This window comes from Pelodictyon phaeoclathratiforme BU-1, from assembly GCF_000020645.1.
Lineage (GTDB): Bacteria > Bacteroidota > Chlorobiia > Chlorobiales > Chlorobiaceae > Chlorobium > Chlorobium phaeoclathratiforme.
On record NC_011060.1, the window covers coordinates 2,746,068 to 2,761,482 of the forward strand.

Annotated in this window: 15 protein-coding genes; 6 read left to right on the forward strand and 9 right to left on the reverse strand. The window is 48.5% G+C overall.

Annotation, left to right across the window (positions count from 1 at the left end):
* Positions 1-87: 87 nt before the first annotated feature.
* The 3 genes from PPHA_RS16885 to PPHA_RS14770 form a co-directional block, all read right to left on the reverse strand.
* A complete protein-coding gene (locus PPHA_RS16885) occupies positions 88-522 on the reverse strand; it encodes a phosphatase (RefSeq protein WP_012509291.1) in 435 nt (144 codons plus the stop codon).
* Positions 523-857: 335 nt separating this feature from the next.
* A complete protein-coding gene (locus PPHA_RS13105) occupies positions 858-1,550 on the reverse strand; it encodes a hypothetical protein (protein ID WP_012509292.1) in 693 nt (230 codons plus the stop codon).
* Between the two features lie 216 nt (positions 1,551-1,766).
* Positions 1,767-2,243, reverse strand: coding sequence for a hypothetical protein (locus PPHA_RS14770; protein WP_012509293.1), 477 nt, complete (start codon positions 2,241-2,243; stop codon positions 1,767-1,769).
* A 456-nt stretch (positions 2,244-2,699) separates the two neighbouring features.
* Between PPHA_RS14770 and serB the strand changes: the two genes are divergently transcribed.
* Positions 2,700-3,917: a phosphoserine phosphatase SerB gene (gene serB, locus PPHA_RS13120; protein WP_012509295.1), complete on the forward strand. Its 1,218-nt coding sequence runs from the start codon at positions 2,700-2,702 to the stop codon at positions 3,915-3,917.
* A 98-nt stretch (positions 3,918-4,015) separates the two neighbouring features.
* Here the strand turns inward: serB and PPHA_RS13125 are convergent, their stop codons facing one another.
* From PPHA_RS13125 to alaS, 4 genes are all read right to left on the reverse strand, one after another.
* Entirely contained in the window at positions 4,016-4,318 is a 303-nt protein-coding gene (locus tag PPHA_RS13125; protein ID WP_012509296.1) for a 4Fe-4S dicluster domain-containing protein, read from the reverse strand.
* 51 nt (positions 4,319-4,369) lie between these two features.
* The gene (locus PPHA_RS16060; protein WP_012509297.1) at positions 4,370-4,864 is read right to left on the reverse strand and encodes a 4Fe-4S dicluster domain-containing protein; all 495 of its coding nucleotides are present in this window, start codon (positions 4,862-4,864) and stop codon (positions 4,370-4,372) included.
* 112 nt (positions 4,865-4,976) lie between these two features.
* Positions 4,977-6,335, reverse strand: coding sequence for an NAD(P)/FAD-dependent oxidoreductase (locus tag PPHA_RS13135; protein WP_012509298.1), 1,359 nt, complete (start codon positions 6,333-6,335; stop codon positions 4,977-4,979).
* A 24-nt stretch (positions 6,336-6,359) separates the two neighbouring features.
* The gene (gene alaS / locus PPHA_RS13140; RefSeq protein WP_012509299.1) at positions 6,360-9,026 is read right to left on the reverse strand and encodes an alanine--tRNA ligase; all 2,667 of its coding nucleotides are present in this window, start codon (positions 9,024-9,026) and stop codon (positions 6,360-6,362) included.
* A gap of 268 nt (positions 9,027-9,294) precedes the next feature.
* On the opposite strand from alaS, the gene PPHA_RS13145 reads away from it, so the two are divergent.
* The 3 genes from PPHA_RS13145 (at position 9,295) to PPHA_RS13155 (ending at position 12,674) form a co-directional block, all read left to right on the forward strand.
* Entirely contained in the window at positions 9,295-9,552 is a 258-nt protein-coding gene (locus PPHA_RS13145; RefSeq protein WP_012509300.1) for a hypothetical protein, read from the forward strand.
* Positions 9,553-9,759: 207 nt separating this feature from the next.
* The gene (locus PPHA_RS13150) at positions 9,760-11,646 is read left to right on the forward strand and encodes a 2-oxoacid:acceptor oxidoreductase subunit alpha (protein ID WP_012509301.1); all 1,887 of its coding nucleotides are present in this window, start codon (positions 9,760-9,762) and stop codon (positions 11,644-11,646) included.
* A complete protein-coding gene (locus PPHA_RS13155; protein WP_012509302.1) occupies positions 11,643-12,674 on the forward strand; it encodes a 2-oxoacid:ferredoxin oxidoreductase subunit beta in 1,032 nt (343 codons plus the stop codon). Before PPHA_RS13150 ends, PPHA_RS13155 begins: the two co-directional genes overlap by 4 nt.
* 56 nt (positions 12,675-12,730) lie before the next feature.
* Here PPHA_RS13155 and PPHA_RS13160 read toward each other — a convergent pair whose 3' ends face one another.
* Both PPHA_RS13160 and PPHA_RS13165 read right to left on the reverse strand, forming a co-directional pair.
* Entirely contained in the window at positions 12,731-13,738 is a 1,008-nt protein-coding gene (locus PPHA_RS13160) for an acetyl-CoA carboxylase carboxyltransferase subunit alpha (RefSeq protein WP_012509303.1), read from the reverse strand.
* Positions 13,739-13,827: 89 nt separating this feature from the next.
* A complete protein-coding gene (locus tag PPHA_RS13165) occupies positions 13,828-14,103 on the reverse strand; it encodes an HU family DNA-binding protein (protein ID WP_012509304.1) in 276 nt (91 codons plus the stop codon).
* A gap of 221 nt (positions 14,104-14,324) precedes the next feature.
* Here PPHA_RS13165 and efp point away from each other — a divergent pair, with 221 nt between their 5' ends.
* Both efp and accB read left to right on the forward strand, forming a co-directional pair.
* The gene (efp, locus tag PPHA_RS13170; RefSeq protein ID WP_012509306.1) at positions 14,325-14,891 is read left to right on the forward strand and encodes an elongation factor P; all 567 of its coding nucleotides are present in this window, start codon (positions 14,325-14,327) and stop codon (positions 14,889-14,891) included.
* Between the two features lie 52 nt (positions 14,892-14,943).
* Entirely contained in the window at positions 14,944-15,399 is a 456-nt protein-coding gene (gene accB, locus PPHA_RS13175; RefSeq protein ID WP_012509307.1) for an acetyl-CoA carboxylase biotin carboxyl carrier protein, read from the forward strand.
* Positions 15,400-15,415 lie beyond the last annotated feature (16 nt).

The following is a 15,415-nucleotide window of genomic DNA, read 5'->3' on the forward strand; positions in this document are numbered from 1 at the left end:
ATACCTAACGGCCGAGCTAAAGCGGCGCGCACGCTTTTGAGCTAAAGGTTAGGCCATTTTCTGGTTTCATAATTGAGCCTACTCCCTTTACCATGTCTGGTAACGATCCCAATCAGCCTTGCGAAATACGAGATCATCCTGAGGAAGGCACAGAGGACTGTGAGTATTTACTATACTATCTACTTTATCCTCGACCAGAAAATAATCACCACCATCATTGTTATCCCAGTATGTAGCACCGCTTACATCATATCTGATGGCAAACTGTAAAGACCTAGCTCCGGTTGTCCAAGCAAGACCAGACCACAACTCAAAATTCGATTCCAATGATCTTATAAATAAGCAGGGACTGATATGCCAATACGAAGAATCGTTAGATCGGCAAGGCCAAATAGTAACGTTCTTTTCGAACGCGAGATTCTTGACAATCACATTACACTTTACTGTCCAATAGCCAAATTTGGCAGGGTTCGCGGACATGTAAGCGTCGTATAAAAAGACTCTTTGTGTTTGGTTGACCATAAGCCATTCCTTAGAAAAAGATTTTACCGCCTGCTGTATAGCGCTGTTGCCTTCCAGTCACTGGTGACTTCGTAGTACATACGGGTCATGGCATCTTCGGATCAAATATTTGTTCTTTGCGTAGCAAGATAAAAAAGTACTGGACACAGCGCGTTACGCATTCTTACTTTTTTAAGCCTAACGCAGAAAATAACCCACCAGCCTCTGTGAAACAGTTTTTTCACAGACCGATATTCAGATGGGGTTGATTGATTTGTTGTGCGCTTTTATTGGTGGTTGTCCTTATTTCCGAATATTGATTCATTATGTATTCTACCGTATCAATAATGTTTTGTTTAAAATATTAGAATTTGAATGTCTCCACTTCGCAACGCATACGATCTGTTTCGATAAATATACTCAATGGAAGTTCCCGTAGACGATAAAATCTTTTTTAGTTCAGGTATTTTTTTTTCTCCTTTGGGTGTATAAATAATCCAAGCTTTATTTGGTTTAAATTGTCGAGCTGCTTCTTTCAATTCGCTTGGAGTTGCTGATGATTTGAAGCCAAGTGACAAAAGCATATTAGATAGCTTAACGGATATATCCCTTTGATATGGTTTATAGAAAACCAAAATGGAATATTCGGAATTGTTCGCGAATAATTTTTCCTTTTGTTCTCTCTCTAAAGTTTTATCTCGAGAGAAAGTGACGCCTGGAACTGCTCGCTTGAGAGTGAGTACGTCTTGGGTTAAATTACTTAATTTAAGCTTTAGCTGTTCAATGCTACCGTTAACCTCTGCTGCTTTAACGCCTATTTCCTCTTTGGTTTCTTGATTATATTTTGCCTTAATGGTTCCATCAGAATTGACTGAAATCTCAAAAGAAGTCCAAATTGAAAGACCAATTAAAAACGAACCAAAGACGATCAGCACAATTCCGCCTACACCGAATATCTGCCGTTTCACATAGACAAAAACTGCGCTCAACAACAAACCGGAACCGAGCAGAAGACCAACAATAAATGCAATAATGTTGATTATTTTCATAAAGTCGACCTTTCTTTAATGAATTGCATAACGACACCGTTCAGCCGCCCGTGCGGGTGAAACCAGACTGAACACGCCAAACGCTGACGCGGGTCGGCTGGAACGGCGGGTTAGGCGGGTGGGCAGAGAGACAATGCCAGGGTTCATGAATTTTGCTCTTTTTATCCATTCGGCGCAATACGCGGAGTACCGTTATTGCGGCTTTAGGCACTGCTTTCATTTCCGTGTTGCCTTAATCATGGCTTTCAGGTTTGATGAAATTATTGATCTTAAATGTTCGCTTGATGAGTAGTATTGAACTCGAAGTGATGCTATATCGAAGTGAAGGGTGCTTCCTTCTTTTGCAATAAGCAATATATCATTTGCTTCATTTCCGACCCCATGAGCATACCCTAATTCGTAATAAACATTAGGGCGCTCATTAGTGAGATCACAAATTATAAATTCACAACGCTCAATTAGGTCGGTGATTTCTCGAATAATAAGGCCAGAACCCGTATTTTCGTCAACACGCTTGACCCGCAATTTAAGTTTTCGGCATTCATCTTTAATTGCCGTATATGCATCTGCCATTTCTTGACCCCGAAAAGGCATGATGACAAAAACTAATCCTAGCTCAAAATTTCCTTGGTCATCGGGATCGTAATCTGGCCTACCGAACTCTTGATCCATAAACGTGTGGTCTCGCCCCATTGATAGCCCTCTTTATTTGTTCCGCCTAACGACAAAGTTCAGGGGCGGAGCGATAGCGGAGTCCCCATTCCTGAATGGTTCGAATATCATATCTGCTTCACAATGAGTGAGCAGCGACCAGCATGTTTACTCGCATCGCAACAACAGCTTACTGAAAGTATAGCAAAATAATGTCCAGCCATCAAAATAATACGGCATAAAACCATCAGCAACTACACTGCAAACCACTGACATTCTGCCTGTGCCCGATGCCTGCCATTCGGTTATCTTCCCTGCTCCCGTTTTTGAAGGTTCCTGAAACAACACTATCTTGATGTTTTGCAATGCGATGTTGTTGTTCAACAGTCGAGCGGGATTGTCATGGGAGATGGCCACAATAAACGGCTCCATGACAGTTCTGCGGAATGGCTTGTCGATACCGCCTGTTGCGTAGGGCTAACCGTTAACCTCCCTGATATGAGCGAGCTTCTCCTTATCAATATTACCGGTCTGGATAAACCGGGTCTGACGTCGAAAATAACGGCGATTCTTGCTGATGCGAGGATACCGGTGCTTGATATCGGGCAGGCGGTGATCCATAACCATCTGAGCCTTGGCATGCTGGTTGAGGTGCCCAAGGAGTCGGCTTCGTCGCCTGTTCTCAAAGATCTGCTCTTCTGCGCTCATACGCTCGGGATACAGATCTCCTTTACACCGGTGCCTGATGAAGAGTACGGCCGTTGGGTCGGAGAACAGGGAAAGCCCCGATACCTGCTGTCGCTGCTGTCGAGGAAAATTTCTGCTGAACAGCTTAAGCGGGTATCGTCGATCATTGCCGAGCATAATCTCAATATTGATACCATCAATCGCCTTTCCGGGCGAATACCGCTCGATAACGGCGACAACCACACCCGCGCATGCGTAGAGTTCTCGCTGAGGGGAACCCTCTCCGATGAAAACCTTTTTCGCGAACAGCTTCTGGCCATTACTGACAGCCTTGGTATTGATATCGCCTTCCAGGAGGATAATATTTTCCGGCGGAACCGGCGGATGGTGGTGTTCGATATGGATTCGACCCTGATCACCTCGGAGGTGATCGACGAGCTTGCAAAGGAGGCCGGGGTCGGCGAGGAGGTTTCAGCCATCACCGAACAGGCTATGCGGGGGGAGCTGGATTTCAACGAGAGCCTGCAGCGGCGGGTGGCGCAGCTCAAGGGGCTTGACGAACATGTGATGGAGAGCATCGCCGCACGGTTGCAGCTTACCGAAGGCGCTGAACGGTTGTTCAGCAACCTGAAACGGCTCGGTTATAAAACCGCGATTCTTTCGGGAGGATTCACCTATTTCGGTCATTATCTGCAGAAAAAGCTCTCGATCGACTATGTCTATGCCAACACCCTTGAAATCGAGAACGGCTGCCTGACGGGAAGGGTGCTCGGCAGGGTTGTGGATGGAGCGAGGAAGGCCGAACTGCTCGAACTGCTTGCCGAAAAGGAGAACATCAGCCTTGAGCAGACCGTTGCCGTAGGTGACGGAGCAAACGACCTGCCGATGCTCGGCAAGGCGGGACTCGGCATCGCTTTCAGGGCGAAGCCTATCGTGCGGGAGCGGGCGAAACAGGCAATTTCAACGCTTGGCCTTGATGGAATCCTCTACCTGATGGGCTTCAGGGATCGGGATGAGTTGCCGGAATAGGGAGCTATACCAATGTTGATTCTGAGCTTGTATGCGTTTGACAATGAAATGACGTGCAGATTTATCGGTAAAACTGCACGGTCACTCTTTCGGATTCGTCAATCGACATATTCGACGAACCGCTCGAAATCCTCTTTACGCGGCAGGGTAATGGCTCCGGAGGGGCAGACGGGCTCGCAGCGGGTGCAGAGCACGATGCAGTTCCAGGGGTTGGCAACGGTCATTTTGGCCCGTTTGACCCCTTCTGGTTCGCCAAGGGCAAATACCCCCGGTTTGCAGAAGCCCTCACAGTCACCGCAACCGTTGCAGGCATCGGTATCAATGACGGGAAACCAGGCGATCTCCTCTCTTGGGGCGAGAAGCCTCTTTTTTTTCTTTGCCGATGAGGCTGAACCGCTCATGATACGCTCCGTTTTATGTTTTCCTTTCGATATTCTCCGGCTGGCTTGCTGTCAGTCCAGATATTCCACGAAGCGCTCGAACTCCTCTTTCGGAGGGAGAGTAATTGCTCCTGAAGTGCAGATGGGCACGCACCTGGTGCAGAGAACCAGGCATTTGTAGGGATGCGCAACAATAAGTTTCGGTCGGCAGATACCCGCAGGATCTGGCGCTCCCAACTCGAAGACACCGGGTTTGCAGAGCACCTTGCAGTCGCCGCAGCCGTTGCAGAGTTCCGGCTTGATCACAGGGTACCAGGCGATCTCCTCTCTCGGAGCGGTCAGCCGCTTCCGTTTTTTTGTGGCATCCTGTTTGTGCGATGTCGTTTTAGCCGGCAGCGTCACCTGTTCGGGCATCTGCGGTGAACAGGCCGTATCGACTTCGAACTCCTCCTCTTTCTGCATCGCGCGCGATTTGAGCGCAAGGCGCAGAGAGCGGACAAGTTTCAGGGCGCATCCTTCGCAGGATGGCTTTTTGCATCGGCCAAAAAAGCAGTCAAGAAGCAGCATAATCGATCAATAGTCGTTCCTTTTTCCCGGCACAGACGGCACAGAGAGCCTTCGCCTGAGCGGCAACATGCTCAGGCGGCATTGCTCTTTTCCCTGCCGGGTATTTCATCTCTTATCGAGAGCTTCGTAGTTTTTTGGCCACCGCCTCGGCCGCCTTGATGAGGGGATAGCCCGTTGGTGGACCGGTGAGCAACGGATGGGTACCGACCTGAAGGGTGAGCACCTCATGGATGGTCATCTTGTTTTCGATAATGAGCCCGATAACATTGATCAGCTCTCCCGCACTGACCCCTCCGACCACCGCTCCGCCAAGCACAAGCCCGGAATCGCGGTTGACGATGAGCTTGACAAACTGGCTGCAGGTATCTGGCAGGGACTTCGGATGCTTGTCGATGCCTTCTGCCGATGCGGATATGACGTCAAACCCTCGATCAAGGGCAAGGTGCTCGGTAACACCGGCCGCAGCGAAAGTTGTACCTCCGATTGCGGTTGAAAATATTGATATGGTGCCGCTGAAGGTTCTCAGCCGCGACAGCCCGTAGAGGTTCATACCGGCAATTCGGGCCTCGGAACAAGCGGTAGAGGCAAGCATCAATCCTTTTACGATACGGGTGATGAAGGAAAACTTTTCGGCACAGTCGCCGACTGCAAAGATATCCTTGTCTTCGGTACGCATGTACTCGTCTACCCTGATGGCTCCGAGCTCATTGATTTTTATGCCGGCTTTTCGGGCAAGCTCCACATTGGGAGCATATCCGGTTGCAAGAATGACCGCGTCGGCGGCAAGGCGCTCTCCGTTTTCAAGAAGCACTTCCGAAACCACACCCTCGCCGATGAGTTCGCTGACTTTCTCACCCGTTCTGAGTATGACGCCATTATCTGTCAGGATTTTTTCGACCTTAACGGAAAGATCGTCATCAAATGCAGCATTCAATACATGGGGCATGACCTCAACCACCGTAATCTTCTTGCCTTTCTTGCGCAGTTCATCGGCAATTTCAACGCCGATAAATCCTCCTCCGATAATGACAATCGTGGTGCACTGTTCCAGTTTAATACGAAGATTCTCCAGATAGTCACGATCCTTGGGAATGGTAAAGACATTGCCAAGAGCTGTACCTTTCAGCCAGGAGGGGACTTTCGGCATGGAACCGGTTGCAAAGACAAGCTTGTCGAAGGTTATTTGTGTACCATCGGCTGTGGTTGCAACTTTGGCTGTGCGGTCAACAGCAACAACTTCATCAATAAAAAGCTCTACTCCGGCCTGTTCGATATGCGCATTGGGAATAATGTTCTGGCTGATACTCTCCAGTGTTCCATAAATGTAGGGTATTCCGCAGGGGACAACGGCTTCGCGCTCCCGACGGACCACAAGAAAACTTTTGGCCGGGTAAAACGCTTTTCCGGTTGAGGCGGCAACAATACCTGCCGCACTTCCACCTATAACAAGGACATCAATATTTTTCTTCATCTGTAGTATTTCTGCATTAATTAGTTATATCGTGCCCGTTTTTTCCCGGATTGCGGCAAGAAAGGTGTCAAATGCCTTCTGTATACCTTCCGGATTTTTACCTCCGGCTGTTGCGAACTCGGGTTTGCCACCGCCGCCGCCATGCACGCATTGTGCAGCCTCGCGGATCAGTTTGCCGGCATCAATACCAAACTCCCGGACAGCTTTGTCGGAAGCAAAACTGACCAGCGCTATTTTTCCATCTTCCACACTGCAAAGCAGCCCTGCAACTGAGGTGGCCTGATCGCGGAGGGCAAGCGCTGCCTGACGAAGGGTGTCGCCGTCTACCTCTTCGAGCACTTTGGTCATGACCCGGCAGCCACTGATATCGGGAGATGCGTCAAGCTCGGCAGTCAAGCTGGTGACAAGCGAGCCTACCCTGCTGCCGCTCAGCTCTTTTTCCAGCTCTTTTTTTGCATCCATCAGGGCGACAATTTTTTCGAGTACGGGTTCATCCCCTTTTGCTTTAAGGAGATGACGCACTTGCTGAAGTTCATGGTACTCTTTCCACAAGAGTTTTTCTGCCGCTTTTCCGGTGAGCGCTTCTATACGTCGAACGCCTGATGCTACCGATGATTCACTGACTATCTTGAAGAGCCCGATACGTCCGATATTGTCTGCATGGGTGCCGCCACAGAGTTCGACGGAGATTCCCGGAATTTCAATAACCCGTACCCGGTCGGCATATTTGTCGCCAAAAAAGGCAAGCGCTCCCATGGCAATGGCGTCATCGTAGAGAACATCGGCATGTTTCTGCACGGGTTCTGCTCGGCGGATATGGTCGTTCACGTCGGCTTCAACGGCCTCAATCTCTGCTTCGGTCATGCGGGAAAAATGGCTGAAATCGAAACGAAGGCGTTCGGCATTGACATATGAGCCCTTCTGCTGGACATGCTGCCCCAGAATCCTGCGGAGCGCACTGTGCATGAGGTGTGTAGCGGTATGGTTGCACTCGGTATCCTGGCGCAAATGACGGTCTACTGAGGCTTCAGCAGAAAGCTCCTTCTCATCGAGCTGGAGATCATCAACACTGATTGGCGTATCCAAAATCTTGTCGAAGGCTTCGGTAACAAGATGAACAATGGCATCGCCATCCTTGATGGTATCGGATACCTGAAGACGATAGGTGGCGCTCTCTATCCAGCCCCGGTCTCCAACCTGGCCGCCACTTTCAGCATAGAAGGGGGTACGGTCGAGTACCAGAAGCAGCTTTCCCTGGAGATGCTTGATGCCGGTAATAAGCACGGGCATCTCAAGCTGGTCGTAGCCTGCAAACTCCGAGCGATGCACGTCGCTGAACCAGAGCCATTGCGATCCGTCATCCTGTACCTGATGTTTTTCCTTGCGGTCGGTTCTTGCTCGGGTTTTCTGCTGCTGCATGCAGTGTTCAAAACCTTCACCGTCAACAGAAAAGCCAACATCGGAGGCCATCAGGCGGGTCAAATCGAAGGGGAAGCCATAGGTGTCGTAGAGTTTGAAGGCATCTTCACCGGTAATGGTTGTGCTGTTGGCTGAGCGGACTTGCTCAATAACTTCGTTGAATATCTCTATACCCCGGTCGAGGGTAACGATGAAACTTTCCTCTTCGGCCCTGATGATTTTACTGACAGTCTCCTGCTGTTTGCGCAGCTCGGGAAAGACATCTCCCATTGAGGCAGCTAATGTACCGACAAGCTGATGCAGAATGGGTTCGTTATAGCCGAGATTTTTGGAGTAGCGGAGTGCCCGGCGGAGTATGCGGCGAAGCACGTAGCCGCGACCTTCGTTGGAGGGCATGGCTCCGTCGGAAAGGGCAAAGGTGAGGGTACGGGCATGGTCGGCTATAACCCTCATGGCTATGTCGAGGGGATCGTCCATGGATGCGCCGTAGCGGACACCGGTAATTTCGGTGATGCGGTCGAAGAGTGGCTGAAAAACGTCGGAGTCGTAGTTTGACCCTTTTCCCTGCAATACGGCGGCAACGCGCTCGAAGCCCATGCCGGTATCGACATGTTTCATGGGAAGCGGTTCAAGGGAGCCGTCACTCTGCCTGTTATATTGGATAAAGACAAGATTCCAGAGTTCGATGACCCGGTAATCGCCGACATTGACAAGGCTGTGGCCGGAACCATCTTCGGTCAGATCGATATGAATCTCGGAACAGGGGCCACAGGGGCCGGTTTCACCCATCTCCCAGAAATTGTCTTTTTCACCGAAACGGATAATGTGATCAGGATTTATATCTGTTGCTGTTTTCCATATCTGAAAGCTTTCATCATCATCCTGATAGACGGTTGCGTAGAGACGCTCTTTCGGCAGCTTCCATACATCGGTCAGCAGTTCCCATGCCCAGGTTATGGCCTCTTGTTTGTAGTAATCTCCAAATGACCAGTTACCGAGCATTTCAAAAAAGGTGTGGTGGTAGGTATCCCTGCCAACATCTTCGAGGTCGTTATGCTTGCCTGATGCCCTGATGCATTTCTGGGTATCGGCTGCCCGTACATAGGGCCTTGATCCTTTTCCCAAAAAAACATCCTTGAACTGGTTCATTCCGGCATTGGTGAAGAGAAGGGTGGGATCATCGGCAGGAATAACCGGAGCTGAACGAACGATGGTGTGAGCTTTTTGAGCGAAATAATCCAAAAAAGATTGTCTGATTTCCCAGGATTTCATAGAGACTTTGGTCTGTGTTACAATGCCTTGCGCGACGCCGCTTCACCAGAAACAGCTTCACGAACGTACTTAAAGTTACTCTTTTTTAGCGCTTGTTGCCAACTTAAAATTTCTTGCTCTCAGGCAAGACTTTCCCTGCGCTGAAAAAGATGCATGGATGCCACAGGTGAAATATTTTCTTTTTTTACAAAAATTATATTGAGTAAGTTAAATGCGGTCTTTTTGGTAGCCGATTTTTTTCATGGTTATAATCAACAGGAGTACACCTATGAGTTGGGGAGTAGAAGATCAGCAACGGCGAAAGGATATCCTTGAACTGATGGATATCTCTGCAAAAATCATGAAGGCGAATCCCAATCATGTCAATGAGGTTTCCAAAAGTGCCACCGGGTGTTGGATGGAGCAGGTTTATGGCATACAACGCTGTGATTTTTGTGATTTATCTCCTGATTGCCCTATTCTGGAAGAACAGGAGTGGCAGGATTACCTGAAGAAGAATAATATCGTCATCGAAAAAAATTCTTAGCTAAAACGACCGAAGATTTGTTTTAACCCATAAAAACCTTTATATTTGCCTCCTGCAGAAGACCGGGGTGTTTTTTTTCTGTCTTCTCTTTACCCACCAATAGTACATTTCACCAGATAGCAACTCAATGACCTCCGTGCGGCGATGATCATTGACACGGGGATTTTTTTGCTGTTTACTAACCTTGAAAAGTAATTAACAGGGACAATGACTGATACAAAAAAGACAACCAGACAGGTCAATGTGACGTCGAAAACCAGTGTCTCCGTGCTTTTTGCTGGAGATTCGGGTGATGGTATGCAGTTGACTGGTACTCAGTTTGCCAATACGGTGGCAACTCATGGGACAGAGCTGAATACATTCCCGAATTTTCCATCCGAAATACGGGCTCCAGCAGGGACTATTGCCGGCGTATCCGGTTTTCAGCTCCAGTTCAGCAGTAAACCGGTCTATACACCGGGCGCCCGGTTCGATGTCATGGTGGCGATGAACTCTGCTGCATTGAAGGCAAATCTGAAAGACCTCCACCGTGGCGGTATTATTATTGCAGGTACTGAAGGGTTCGATGAGAAAAATCTGAGACTCGCAGGCTATCCCGAAGGGGCTGATCCCCTGCATGATGGTTCTCTCGATAACTATATCGTTTTTCCTGTACCGGTACTACAGCTTACCCGTGAAGCGCTGAAAGAGAGTGGACTGAGCAGCAAGGAGGTTGACCGCTGCAAGAATATGTTTGTTTTAGGGTTACTCTACTGGCTCTACACGCTTCCGCTTGAAGGAACGATGGAGACGCTTCAGACGAAGTTTCAGAAAAATGTCTGGATGGCCGAAGCCAATATCAAGGCGATGAAGGCTGGTTATTTCTTTGGCGATGAAACCGAGCTTTTTGCAAACCTTGGCCGTTTCGATATTTCACCGCAAAAACAGCATGGCATCTATCGCAGGGTTACCGGAAATGAGGCCTGTGCTATCGCTCTGACCGCTGCTTCCAAAAAAGCGGGACTTGAGCTCTTTCTTGGTTCGTATCCGATCACTCCGGCCACCGAGATCTTGCAGACTCTGGCCAAAAAGAAAAAGTATGGCGTAAAAACCTTCCAGGCTGAAGATGAAATTGCCGGTATTGTGAGCAGCATCGGTGCCGCCTACGGTGGTGCGCTTGCCGCTACAAATACCTCTGGCCCCGGACTTGCACTGAAAACTGAAGCTCTCGGCCTGGCAGTCATTCTTGAGGTACCTTTGGTTATCATCAATGTTCAGCGGGGCGGCCCGTCAACCGGTCTGCCGACGAAACCGGAACAGTCTGATCTGTTCATGGCTCTTTACGGTCGCCATGGCGAGGCGCCACTTCCGGTGCTTGCTGCACGCTCTCCTGTTGACTGTTTCTATACCACCTATGAAGCTGCTCGAATTGCCGTTGAGCATATGACGCCGGTTATTTGTCTCTCGGACGGTTATCTTGCGCTGAGTTCAGAACCCTGGAAGGTCGAAAGTCCGGAGAATCTTGCTGAAATCACTCCCCGTTTTCAACCGGCAAGAGAGCCGGAAGATGCTCCTTATCTGCCCTACAAACGGGATGATCGTCAGGTTCGCTCCTGGGCTATCCCCGGAACCAGGGGGCTGGAACATCGTATCGGCGGACTTGAAAAGCAGAATGAAACCGGCAACGTCTCCCATGACCCCGAGAATCATGAGCTGATGACAAAAATTCGTGCCGAAAAAATTGCACGGATTGCCGACAGTATTCCGCTTCAGAGCATTGATAATGGTGCGTTGAGTGGTGATTTGCTTGTGCTTGGATGGGGATCGTCATACGGCGCAATCAAAACCGCTGTTGAACAGGCTATCGAAAAGGGGTACAACGTTGCTCATGCACACCTTCGCTATATCTTTCCCTTCCCGAAAAACCTTGGCGAAATTCTCGGAAACTATAAAAAGGTGTTGATTCCCGAACTGAATAACGGACAGCTTATCCATATTATCCGTGATACCTTCCTGATCGCCCCTGAAGGTTTTACCAAGGTGCAGGGAGTACCGTTTAATGAGATGGAAATACTGAATAAAATCACCGACCTTCTAAAGGAGCTTCAATCATGACCGATAACGATACCATAATGAAAGCCTTACCGGTTCTTACCGCAAAGAATTTTGCTTCCGATCAGGAGCCTAAATGGTGTCCTGGTTGCGGTGATCATGCTATACTGCAACAGATAAAAAATGTTTTGCCGGAACTGGGTGTTGCGCCGGAAAACATCGTCTTTGTTTCTGGTATCGGATGCTCCTCGCGTCTCCCCTATTACCTTGCCACATATGGCGTTCACGGCATTCATGGCAGAGCGCTGCCCATGGCAACCGGACTGAAAGTGGCTCGTCCTGATTTGAGTGTATGGGTTGGAACGGGTGATGGTGATGCGCTTTCTATCGGCGGCAACCATTTCATTCATACCCTGAGACGAAATCCTGACCTTAATGTTCTTCTCTTCAACAATGAAATTTATGGTCTGACGAAAGGTCAGTATTCGCCAACATCAAAAATAGGGTTGCGTACCGTTACCTCTCCATCCGGCGTTATTGATCACCCGTTTAATACGGCTGCTTTGACGATTGGTTCCGGCGGCTCTTTCTTTGCGAGAGCTTTTGACCGTGACGGCAAGTTTCTCCGCTCGATTCTTCAGCGCGCTGCACTGCACAGGGGGACTTCGCTGGTTGAGATTTACCAGAATTGTCCCATTTTCAACAATGCTGCGTTCGAAGCATTTGCCACTCCTGAGAATAAGGCCAGTAATACTATCTACGTTGAACAGGACAAGCCTTTTGTTTTCGGAAAGGATAAAAATCGCGGAATCATGCTTGACGGATTCAAGCCTGTTGTTGTTGATCTCGATAAAGATGAGTTCTCCACCAGCGACCTCTGGATTCACGATGAAAAAGATATCAACAAGGCATCTATTCTTGCCCGCTTTGCAGACGATGAGGCTCTTCCAAGACCTTTCGGCGTCTTCTATGCTGAGGAGAGGGTAACCTATGAAGATGCTCTTTCCCAACAGATCAGGGATGCACAGAAGAATGCGTGCGGAACGCTTGAGGAACTGCTCAAGGGAGAAAACTCTTACGAAATCAAGTAGAAATACTACTCGTTCAAATGAAAAAAGCCGGCACTGATGCCGGCTTTTTTCATTTGTTATTCTTCTTCATTCCAGACACCCATGGATGAAAATTTTTCTATCCTCTCATGGACAAGCGTTGCCGGATCTTTCGGCAGCAGCGCTTTCAGCTCTTCAATCAGTATCTCTTTCAATGTGGCAGCCATTACGTCAGGGTCGGTATGGGCTCCCCCTACAGGTTCAGGAATAATCCTGTCAATAATACCTTGCGAAAGAAGATCAACAGCGGTGAGCTGCAAGGCTTCGGCTGCCTGCTCTTTATACTTCCAGCTTCTCCAGAGAATGGAGGAACAGCTTTCAGGTGAAATAACCGAATACCAACTGTTTTCAGCCATAAGAATACGATCACCAACACCGATCCCGATAGCGCCTCCGCTTGCACCTTCACCGATAATCACACAGATGACAGGGACAGTCAGTTTTGCCATTTCATAGAGGTTCCGGGCAATCGCCTCCGCAGTCCCCCGCTCCTCAGCTTCTATTCCAGGAAATGCTCCGGGTGTATCGATGAGTGTAATGACTGGTTTGCGGAATTTTTCGGCAAGTTGCATCAAACGAAGCGCCTTGCGATATCCTTCAGGCTGAGCCATGCCAAAATTGCGGTAGAGATTGGACTTGGTATCGCGGCCTTTCTGATGACCGATGATCATGACTGGCTGCGAAAAACCTGTCGCGCTCTCTTCAATGCGGGCAAAACCGCCAATAATGGCTTTGTCATCGCTGTAACGACGATCTCCCGCGAGTTCAAGAAAATCACGGGTCATCAGGTGAATGTAGTCGAGAGTATAGGGTCTTGCCGGATGACGGGCAAGTTGTACCTTCTGCCAGCGAGTAAGATTTTTATAGATCGAACGTCGCAGGGCGTCAACTTTCAACTCGAGTGTCTCTATATCATGATTGAGCATCTCCGTTTCAGACGGGGATTGCTCCCTCGTGCTGTTCCTGAGACACTGACGCATTTCGTCAAGTTTGGCTTCAAGCTCAAACAGTGGTTTTTCAAAATCAAGGACAACTTTCGTGGCCATAGTGCTGCAACATTAGTGATAAAAAAAGCCCATCAAGCAAAAAGGCTTCTGATGGGCTAAAAGCAGGCAACAATGCGGAATATCGAGGTTCAACCGCAGATTCCGTCCCTCAACGCTTTGCCGGGTTTAAACTTGACAACATTTTTTGCGGCAATGGTAATAGCTTCACCAGTCTGTGGATTCCGCCCCAACCTTTCAGCTCTCTTTCCTACAGCAAATGTTCCGAAGCCGACAAGAGTGACATCATCACCGTCTTTCAATGAATCTATCACAACATTGATAAAGGCATTCACCGCACGCTCCGCGTCAACTTTGGTCAGTTTTGCCTGGTCGGCAATTTTCTCGACTAACTCAGCTTTTGACATATGACATGTTTATTATTGTTATTAAAGTAAAAGAAGCTCTCTGGGCCATCGCCCAACTTTCTCTGAATTTAAACAGTAGGTGACAAACATGCAATCGCTTTTTACCATTATCATTGTTTGGTTTCACGGCACTTTGTATTCGTCCGGCACTGTGTTATATTTAGGTTCGTTTAACGGGGAAAAACCCTGTGATTTGTACAAGACAATTTTTTATCCGGCTTATGATTTCAATCAGTAACGTATCAAAAGGTGCAATTATTCGCTTCAAGGGTGAGCCTCACAGTATCGAAAGCCTTATGCACCGGACTCCGGGTAACCTGCGTGCCTTTTACCAGGCTAACATGAGAAACCTGAAATCAGGCAGAAATGTTGAATACCGTTTCAGCGCTACAGAGTCCGTTGATGTGATCATCACCGAACGGAAACAGTATCAGTATCTTTACCGGGATGGCAGTGATTTTGTCATGATGGACAGTGAAACCTTTGACCAGATTAACGTGCCGGAAATCGCAATCGGATCTGCGTCCCGTTTTGTCAAGGATGGAATCACGGTAACTATTGTGTTCTCGGACGATGCATCGATTCTTGGCGTTGAACTCCCCACTTTTGTTGAAGTTGAGGTAACTGAAACCAGTCCTGCATCCAAGGATGACAGGGCAACCAGCGGAACAAAACCGGCGATGGTTGAAACCGGTACGGAAGTCAGCGTCCCTATGTTCATCCAGACCGGGAGTATTATTCGTGTCGATACCCGAACTGGTGAGTATATTGAAAGAGTCAAAAAGTAATTTTCTGCAGGATTTTTCATGACGAACGTTCACAAACCAAGTTACTATTATCATGGACTTTAACGAAATCAGGCAGCTCATTGACATCATCAATGGCTCAGATCTTCAGGAAGTAATTATCGAAGAGAGTGAATTTAAAATAATCCTGAGGCGTTCTTCCGCCACAGGGACACTTCAACAGGTTCCCGTAACTGCACCGCCTGCCTTGCAAGCCCTTCCCCTGGCTTCGTATGCCCCACCTCCGGCAGTCAAGTCTGAACCCGTCACCGACCTTATCGAGTCCCGCTCGCCAATCGTTGGAACATTCTACCAGTCATCGTCCCCTGATTCTCCTCCCTTTGTTGCCATCAATGACACGGTTAAAAAAGGAGATGTTCTCTGTATTATCGAAGCCATGAAACTGATGAACGAAATTGAAGCTGAGGTTTCTGGAACTATTGTTGAAATTCTTGTTGAAAACGGACAGGCCATCGAGTACGATCAGCCGCTGTTCCGTATTAAACCATAAACATTCATCCAGAAAA